Origin of the sequence: Flavobacterium branchiicola (assembly GCF_018383905.1) — a bacterium.
In the GTDB taxonomy this organism is placed as follows: domain Bacteria; phylum Bacteroidota; class Bacteroidia; order Flavobacteriales; family Flavobacteriaceae; genus Flavobacterium; species Flavobacterium branchiicola.
In genome coordinates this window covers 837632-844973 of record NZ_JAGYWA010000001.1, presented here as the reverse complement: position 1 = coordinate 844973, position 7342 = coordinate 837632, and the positions used below count along the sequence as shown (strand labels likewise).

The 7342-nt window shown below is 33.1% G+C and carries 7 protein-coding genes; 2 read left to right on the top strand and 5 right to left on the bottom strand.

The features are described from left to right. The first annotated feature begins 186 nt into the window (after nt 1–186). Together KHA98_RS03595 and KHA98_RS03590 are read left to right on the top strand one after the other, a co-directional pair. Entirely contained in the window at nt 187–645 is a 459-nt protein-coding gene (locus tag KHA98_RS03595; protein ID WP_213255364.1) for a hypothetical protein, read from the top strand. 154 nt (nt 646–799) lie between these two features. Beyond that, a complete protein-coding gene (locus tag KHA98_RS03590) occupies nt 800–1789 on the top strand; it encodes an aspartate-semialdehyde dehydrogenase (protein ID WP_213255362.1) in 990 nt (329 codons plus the stop codon). Between the two features lie 196 nt (nt 1790–1985). Here the strand turns inward: KHA98_RS03590 and KHA98_RS03585 are convergent, their stop codons facing one another. The 5 genes from KHA98_RS03585 to KHA98_RS03565 all read right to left on the bottom strand — a co-directional run bounded on the left by KHA98_RS03585 (nt 1986) and on the right by KHA98_RS03565 (nt 7244). Next, nucleotides 1986–2303 carry a 2Fe-2S iron-sulfur cluster-binding family protein gene (locus KHA98_RS03585; RefSeq protein ID WP_047777672.1) on the bottom strand — a complete coding sequence of 106 codons (318 nt, stop codon included), beginning with the start codon at nt 2301–2303 and terminating at the stop codon, nt 1986–1988. 61 nt (nt 2304–2364) lie between these two features. After that, nucleotides 2365–2847 (bottom strand): hypothetical protein, encoded by a 483-nt coding sequence (locus KHA98_RS03580; RefSeq protein WP_213255360.1) that lies wholly within the window; start codon nt 2845–2847, stop codon nt 2365–2367. Nucleotides 2848–3062: 215 nt separating this feature from the next. Next, nucleotides 3063–3302 carry a NifU family protein gene (locus KHA98_RS03575; protein WP_026727037.1) on the bottom strand — a complete coding sequence of 80 codons (240 nt, stop codon included), beginning with the start codon at nt 3300–3302 and terminating at the stop codon, nt 3063–3065. Between the two features lie 77 nt (nt 3303–3379). Continuing rightward, nucleotides 3380–4510, bottom strand: a complete 1131-nt coding sequence (locus KHA98_RS03570; protein ID WP_213255358.1) for an Mrp/NBP35 family ATP-binding protein — start codon at nt 4508–4510, stop codon at nt 3380–3382. 301 nt (nt 4511–4811) lie between these two features. Beyond that, entirely contained in the window at nt 4812–7244 is a 2433-nt protein-coding gene (locus tag KHA98_RS03565; protein ID WP_213255356.1) for an ABC transporter permease, read from the bottom strand. Nucleotides 7245–7342 lie beyond the last annotated feature (98 nt).

Sequence of the window (7342 nt, the reverse complement as noted above, 5' to 3'; positions counted from 1 at the left end):
CAAGCTCATTTGCAAAATCAAGTAAAATTGAAAACATGGAAAAAAATAAATCGGAACAAAAGCAATTCTGTTCCGATTTAATTAATTTTATATTATTAATTCAGTCAACCTTTTTCAGGATAACTCAATTGTATAACAAAATAAAAAATAAATGGGATATCAAGAACAACTAAACTTTAGAAATCTATGGCAAGCGGATTTATAGTATTTAAAGATGGAAGATGTTTTGGAAGAAGATGGACTGGTTATGATGAAATTTTGAAAATCGTAATTAAAGAGTTGTTATTGATTAAAAATGGGGAGGAATTAGCTAACTGGTTAGAAACTCAAATTCCAGATTTAGATGATGAAAGTGGAGAGTGTGGTTGGGGATTTTATAAAACAAGTACTGATGAATTTATAAATAGATCTTTCGATTTAAGAAGCCTTACAATAGATAATCAAAAACTATTTGGAGAAGCTATTGTAGTCGGCAGAGCTAAATTATTAGATTTCGGAGAAGAGTATTCCTGTTTAAATATTGACTTTTTTGAAATATTCTTTAAAATGTATTTGCTTTCTGAAAAGGGTGATCCGCCTTTGGAATTTTCAGATTGGGGGAGTATTAAACCATGTGATGAAAAAAATGGGCCTGGCTGGAATTGAAAAATTAAAGCTTAATTGTTTTCGACTTTAATATTTTTACAAAATGTTTAATTTATAACATTTTGTTATTTTTTGTGAATCACATTGTTTTCATTTGTATTATACTTATTTTTGCGGTACAAATTTGATTAAAGAATTATTTAAAGATATAAAAATGAGAATAGCAGTTGTAGGTGCTACCGGAATGGTTGGCGAAGTAATGCTTAAAGTTTTAGCAGAAAGAAATTTCCCTGTTACAGAATTAATTCCTGTTGCATCTGAAAGATCAGTAGGAAAAGAAATTGAATATAAAGGAACAAAATATAAAGTTGTAGGATTGCAAACTGCTGTTGATATGAAGGCTGATATTGCAGTTTTCTCTGCAGGTGGAGATACTTCATTAGAATGGGCGCCAAAATTTGCTGCTGCCGGAACAACTGTTATCGATAACTCATCTGCATGGAGAATGGACCCGACTAAAAAATTGGTTGTTCCAGAAATCAATGCTTCAGTTTTAACTAAAGAAGATAAAATTATTGCAAATCCAAACTGCTCTACTATTCAAATGGTATTGGCTTTGGCTCCTTTGCACAAAAAATACAACATTCAAAGAGTTATTGTTTCTACTTACCAATCTATCACAGGAACTGGTGTAAAAGCGGTAAAACAACTAGAGAATGAGTACGCTGGAATTCAGGGTGACATGGCTTACAAATATCCAATTCACCGTAATGCAATTCCACACTGCGACAGTTTTGAAGAAAACGGTTACACTAAAGAAGAAATGAAATTAGTTCGCGAAACTCAAAAAATCTTAGGTGATAACACCATTAGAGTTACAGCTACTGCAGTTCGTGTGCCAGTTGTTGGAGGTCACAGTGAAGCAGTAAATGTTGAGTTTACAAATGATTTTGATGTAAACGAAGTTCGTGAAATACTGCACAATACTGATGGAGTAGTGGTTCAGGATAATTTAGATACATTTACTTATCCAATGCCATTATACGCAGAAGGTAAAAATGATGTTTTTGTTGGAAGAATCCGTCGTGACGAAAGCCAGCCAAATACATTAAACATGTGGATTGTTGCTGATAACTTAAGAAAAGGTGCTGCAACAAACACCATTCAAATCGCTGAGTATTTAATTCAGGCAGGTTTGGTATAGTCGAGAGATTAAAGAAAATTGTTATAGAGAAAAGACTGTAATTGCAGTAATGTAATTACGGTTTTTTTGTGACTAGTTATTAATATCAAGCCTGTTGGTTTCGATAACTTAATAACGACAAATAAAAAAATCCAAATTCCGATAGAGCATATGATGCTTTTTGGAATTTGGATTTTAAGATATTGTAATTTATTTTTTAATATTCTGGAGCCAGTTCTAATTCCAGTCCTTCTAAATCTGTGGTAATTGGTATCTGACAGCCTAAACGACTATTAGATTTAACATAAAACGCTTCCGAAAGCATAGCTTCTTCTTCATCTCCCATTTCTGGTAATGCAACATCATTAAGAACATAACACTGGCAGGAAGCACACATGGCCATTCCGCCACAGGTTCCTTCAACAGGAAGTTCGTATGCCTTGCATAACTCCATTATATTCATTGCCATATCAGTTGGAGCCTGTAACTCGTGTATAACTCCTTCTCGATCTTTAATCTTTATTAATACATCCATTTTAAATTTTGGAATTTTATTGTGGGGATTTAATAAACGTGAAAAAATCCCGGGTTTAATATTAGCTTGCTGATTTTAAGCTGAAAGCGTATTCTTTTCTTGCATTATCTTTAAGATGCATTTTTACACCAATCATATTACCACCTTTTTCAAGTAATGTTACTGAAACTAGTATAGCATAATAATCTTTGTCTGCCTGAAAGACCAATGTTCCTTCGTAAGTTGAATTGACTACTCCTTGTTTGTCTGTTGTAACAGAAATTTTTCTCGGACGTGAAAATTCAGCAGTGCTGTAAGTGGCTTTGTTTGCAAACTTAGCTTTGCCTTCGGCGAAATCATATAAAAAATCATAATTTCCAATTCTTAAACTGCCTTCTCCGGCAAGTGTATTCGTAGAAAAAACAATTTGACCTGCATATTGAAAATCCGACCATTCTTCAGATTCGTTTACCCAGGCTTTGTCAACAATAAGCGATTGCGTTTGTTGTGCGTAATTTGCAGTAACGAAAAACAAAAATAAAAATAGAGTGTAAAATTTCTTCATAGTTATAAGATTTAGGGTTATGTTACAAATTTAAGTTAAATCTGTATTAATTCATTAACCAAAACTCTTAAAACTTTATATTGTTTTTTGTTAAATCCGCAAAAACATATACTATTTTGATTGTTTTTATGAAAACATTGATGTTAAACAATCAAAAGAACTATTATTCCTGTTAATACTTTAGTCTTGCAAAGGCACAAAAAGCACTTTCTTTTCTACATAATATTAACGACAGTTTCGATCTGTGGAGCGTACTTTTTAATTGTCGTTTCAACTCCTGCTTTCAAAGTCATTTGGTTTACGCTGCAGCTAATGCACGCGCCTTCCAGACGAACTTTTACATGCTTGTCTTCATCAATAGAAATTAGCGTAATATCTCCGCCATCGGATTTTAAAAACGGCCTGATTTCATCTAAAGCCAATAATACGTTATTTGTTAATTCTTCTGTTGTCATAATTTAATGTGTCAATTATGAAAATGTGCCAATCAGATAATGTTTAAAATTTTCTAATTGGCACATTATCTCATTATCTAATTCTTTTTTACTGCTGAACAACCTGCCATTGTTGTAATTTTTATGGCTTCTGTTGCAGGTAAGCTTTCGTTTCTGTTTACTGTTTCCTGTACAACGTTTCTGGTGATTTCTTCAAAAACCGTTTCAATTGTAGATGCTGTTTGTAAAGCTGCCGGACGACCGTAATCTCCTGCTTCACGAATAGACTGTACAATTGGAACTTCTCCTAAAAACGGAACATCTAAATCTTCTGCCAGGTTTTTAGCACCTTCTTGTCCGAAGATATAGTATTTATTATCAGGTAATTCTTCTGGTGTAAAATAAGCCATGTTTTCTATAATTCCCAAAACAGGAACATTTATATTGTCCTGCATAAACATAGCAACACCTTTTTTAGCATCGGCAAGTGCAACAGCTTGTGGAGTACTTACTACAACCGCACCTGTAATAGGTAATGATTGCATGATAGAAAGGTGAATATCTCCAGTTCCCGGAGGTAAGTCAATTAACATGAAGTCTAATTCTCCCCAATCTGCATCAAAAATCATTTGATTTAATGCTTTTGCAGCCATTGGCCCTCTCCAGATTACTGCCTGACTTGGAGCTGTAAAAAAGCCAATAGAAAGAATTTTAATTTCATAACTTTCAATTGGTTTCATTTTTGATTTTCCGTCTACTGTAGTCGAAATTGGTTTTTCGTTTTCAACGTCAAACATAATTGGCATAGAAGGTCCGTAGATATCAGCGTCTAAAACTCCAACTTTAAAACCCATTTTTGCAAGTGTTACAGCAAGATTAGCCGTAACAGTAGATTTTCCTACACCACCTTTACCAGAAGCAACGGCAATTATATTTTTGATTCCTGGAATTGCACGACCTTTGATTTCGTTTTTCTCAGGAGTTTCCACTTTTATATTGACTTTAACTTTTGCGTCTGCCGATATTAATTCGTGAATTGTTTTTTTAATATCATCTTCCGCTCTTTTTTTAATATGCATTGCAGGTGTGTGTAAAACTAAATCTACCACAACTTCGTCACCAAATGTAATAACGTTGGCAACAGCGCCGCTTTCAACCATATTTTTTCCTTCTCCAGCTATAGTGATAGTCTCCAGAGCTTTAAGAATCTCTTTTCTGTCTAATTTCATTTTTAATGTAGGGTTTTCTATTGATGAAATTTGCTTATGAACTATATTTATTTAAACTCATTTCAGACTGCAAAGATAACAGTTTATGTTCGGATTCGTACTGTTTTTAAATCGTATTTCTCGATATTGAAATTATTCAAAATGATACTGTTGCCATTTTTTACAAAGTGAGATTCAAAAAGAAAAATTGTTAGCCTTTAATTTTAAAAAAGAAAAGCAGAAATTAAATGAAAAGTATGAAAAAAGAAACCCGCCAAATACGCGATTTGGCGGGTTTCTTTAAAAAAAATGGTCTACAAGTTTATTCGTATTTTAAATATTTCAAAATATCAATTTTAGTTACCTGATAGGCTTTTGTTAAAACAATTACCAAAGTAAGAACTAACAATGAAACCAGCGCAACGCTAAACGGAACCGGAGAAATATTTATTCTAAAAGCAAAATCTTCCAGCCATTTTTGCAATAAGATATAAGCCGGTACAATTCCAACAGCAAATCCCATTAAGCAAAAAAGGATATATTGTTTTGATAATTCTTTCAATAAAATATCAGTTTCTGCACCAAGCGTTTTTCTAATGGCGATTTCTTTAAGTCTTCTTTCCATTGAAAAAGAAGCTAAAGCAAACAATCCAAAAACGGCAATAATAATTACAACTAAGTTTAGAATAAAGAATAGATTTTTTTGTTTAACCTGCTCTTCATAAGTTTTTGCAAATTCTTTGTTTACAAAATCATAGTCAAAAGGATAATCCGGATTTACGTTTTTCTCCCAATAAGCTTTTAATCCTGCAAGAGTTTCAGGCAAATTATCGGTAGAAACTTTTACAAGAACCTTATTAAAATTATTCCACTTCAGTGTTTTAAGATTGATAAAAATCATTGGCGAAACCTTGTTTTGTAAGCCGGTCAAATTAAAATCTTTTACAACGCCTAGAACTTTAAATTTCAAATTATCGCCGTCTCCAACACTCCAGCCCGACGTTATCATTGTGTTTACCGGATTTTTAAGATGTAAAGTCTTTGCAAGTGTTTCGTTTATAAGCATTCCGCTCACAGTATCTGACGCAAATTCAGGAGATAAATCGCGTCCCTGAAGGACTTTAATTTTCATCATCTCAAGAAAACCAAAATCCATTTCGATATTTTTAGGCTGAACAAAAATACCGTTGTGTTTAAAGCCTGAACTAGAACCTGAGTTGCCACCAAAAGAGCCTGCAAATGTTGTAACGCCTACAACTCCGGGTATTTTTTTGATTTCTTGTTTATCAGTCAGATATTCATCTGTTCTTTTTAAACGATCTTTTGTATTGTAAGTAACCGAAATTACCTGATCGCCGCTAAAACCTAAATCTTTGTTCATCATGTAATCAACCTGCGAATTAACAATCAGGGCGCCAATGATAAAAAATGCTGCAATACCAAACTGAAAAATAAGCATAGAATTACGAATCCAGATTCCGCTTTTGCTTCTTGAAAAATTACCTTTTAAAACTTTTAAAGTTTCAAAATTTGAAATGTAAATGGCTGGAAAAATACCCGCAAGTATGATTACTAATCCAAAAATAAATAAGAGCTGCAGATAAAATTCGCTGCCATTCATTGTCAAAGTTTTTCTTAAAAAGATATTGTAATAAGGTAATGAAAGCTCTACAATGGCAAGAGCAAACAAAATAGACATGGTTACAATTATAGCCGTTTCAAAGATAAACTGCATTATGATTTGGTTTTTTGATGCGCCTACAATTTTGCGCACGCCAACCTCTTTTGCACGTTTAATAGCCGATGCAGTGGCTAAATTAATGTAGTTTACCAAAGATAAAACTAAGATAAGTACAGATAAACCACCCATAATATAAAGTAACTTTAAGTTACCCGCACCTTCAGGAAAATCTTGTCCGCCTGAGCTTTTTGTACCATGTAAGCGAGATGTTTTCAATTGATCGAGAATGACTTTAATCTCGCCATTTTCTTTCAAATACTGTTCTACAGTCATACCGCTTGCTTTTGCATCTTTTACAGTTCTGTTTACAAAAGTTACATTTTGCATTTTCTTTAAAAGAGCGCCAGCATCAGTGCCATTTTTGGTTTTAATCATTAAGGCATAATTAAAATTTCCCCATTGAGTTTTATCACTTTCTCGCTTTATACCACTGAAAATATAATTTGGCTCAGCAGAAGACGGTCTGGTAATGCGATAAACAGCTTTTACCGTATATGTTTTATTATCGTATGAAACGGATTTTCCGATAGGATCGTCATTTTTAAAAAGAAGTTTCGCCTGATCTTCAGCTACAGCAACACTGTTTTTGTCCTTCAAAATATCTTTTTTGGCACCTTTGATAATTTCAAAAGGAAAGAAATCAAAAAAGTTTTCATCAGTAATTGTAATCTTTTTATCCAGTACAATTTGATTTTGATACTTTACAACACCTTCATCGTACCAATTATACAGAAAACAGATTTTTTCAATTTCAGGAATTGTGGCTTTACAGGTTTCGCCAAAAGGGATAGAACTGGTGGCCCAGATATCTCCGGTTGTCCCAATTTTATTCAAAACCATGTAGGTGTTTTCTTTATTGGGATTCCATTGATCGTATGCGTGTTCATTGTTCCAATACAAAATAGCGAAGATTACGCTGGCAATCCCGATGCTTAATCCTAAGACATTCAAAAACGAAAACAGCTTGTTTTGCTTTAAATGATAAATAAATATTTTAAACCAATTAGAAATCATGGTGTATGTTTTTTATAGTTAATTCAGTTATTTTAAACTGATTGTTTTTAAATAATTGCGAATACTCTGCAAACAAATTCTACCAGAATTACGATTGC

Bases quoted from the DNA above. Each gene is read 5' to 3' on its own strand.
- KHA98_RS03595 (WP_213255364.1), top strand. From the start codon at position 187: ATGGCAAGCGGATTTATAGTATTTAAAGATGGAAGATGTTTTGGAAGA.
- KHA98_RS03590 (WP_213255362.1), top strand. From the start codon at position 800: ATGAGAATAGCAGTTGTAGGTGCTACCGGAATGGTTGGCGAAGTAATG.
- KHA98_RS03585 (WP_047777672.1), bottom strand. From the start codon at position 2,303: ATGGATGTATTAATAAAGATTAAAGATCGAGAAGGAGTTATACACGAG.
- KHA98_RS03580 (WP_213255360.1), bottom strand. From the start codon at position 2,847: ATGAAGAAATTTTACACTCTATTTTTATTTTTGTTTTTCGTTACTGCA.
- KHA98_RS03575 (WP_026727037.1), bottom strand. From the start codon at position 3,302: ATGACAACAGAAGAATTAACAAATAACGTATTATTGGCTTTAGATGAA.
- KHA98_RS03570 (WP_213255358.1), bottom strand. From the start codon at position 4,510: ATGAAATTAGACAGAAAAGAGATTCTTAAAGCTCTGGAGACTATCACT.
- KHA98_RS03565 (WP_213255356.1), bottom strand. From the start codon at position 7,244: ATGATTTCTAATTGGTTTAAAATATTTATTTATCATTTAAAGCAAAAC.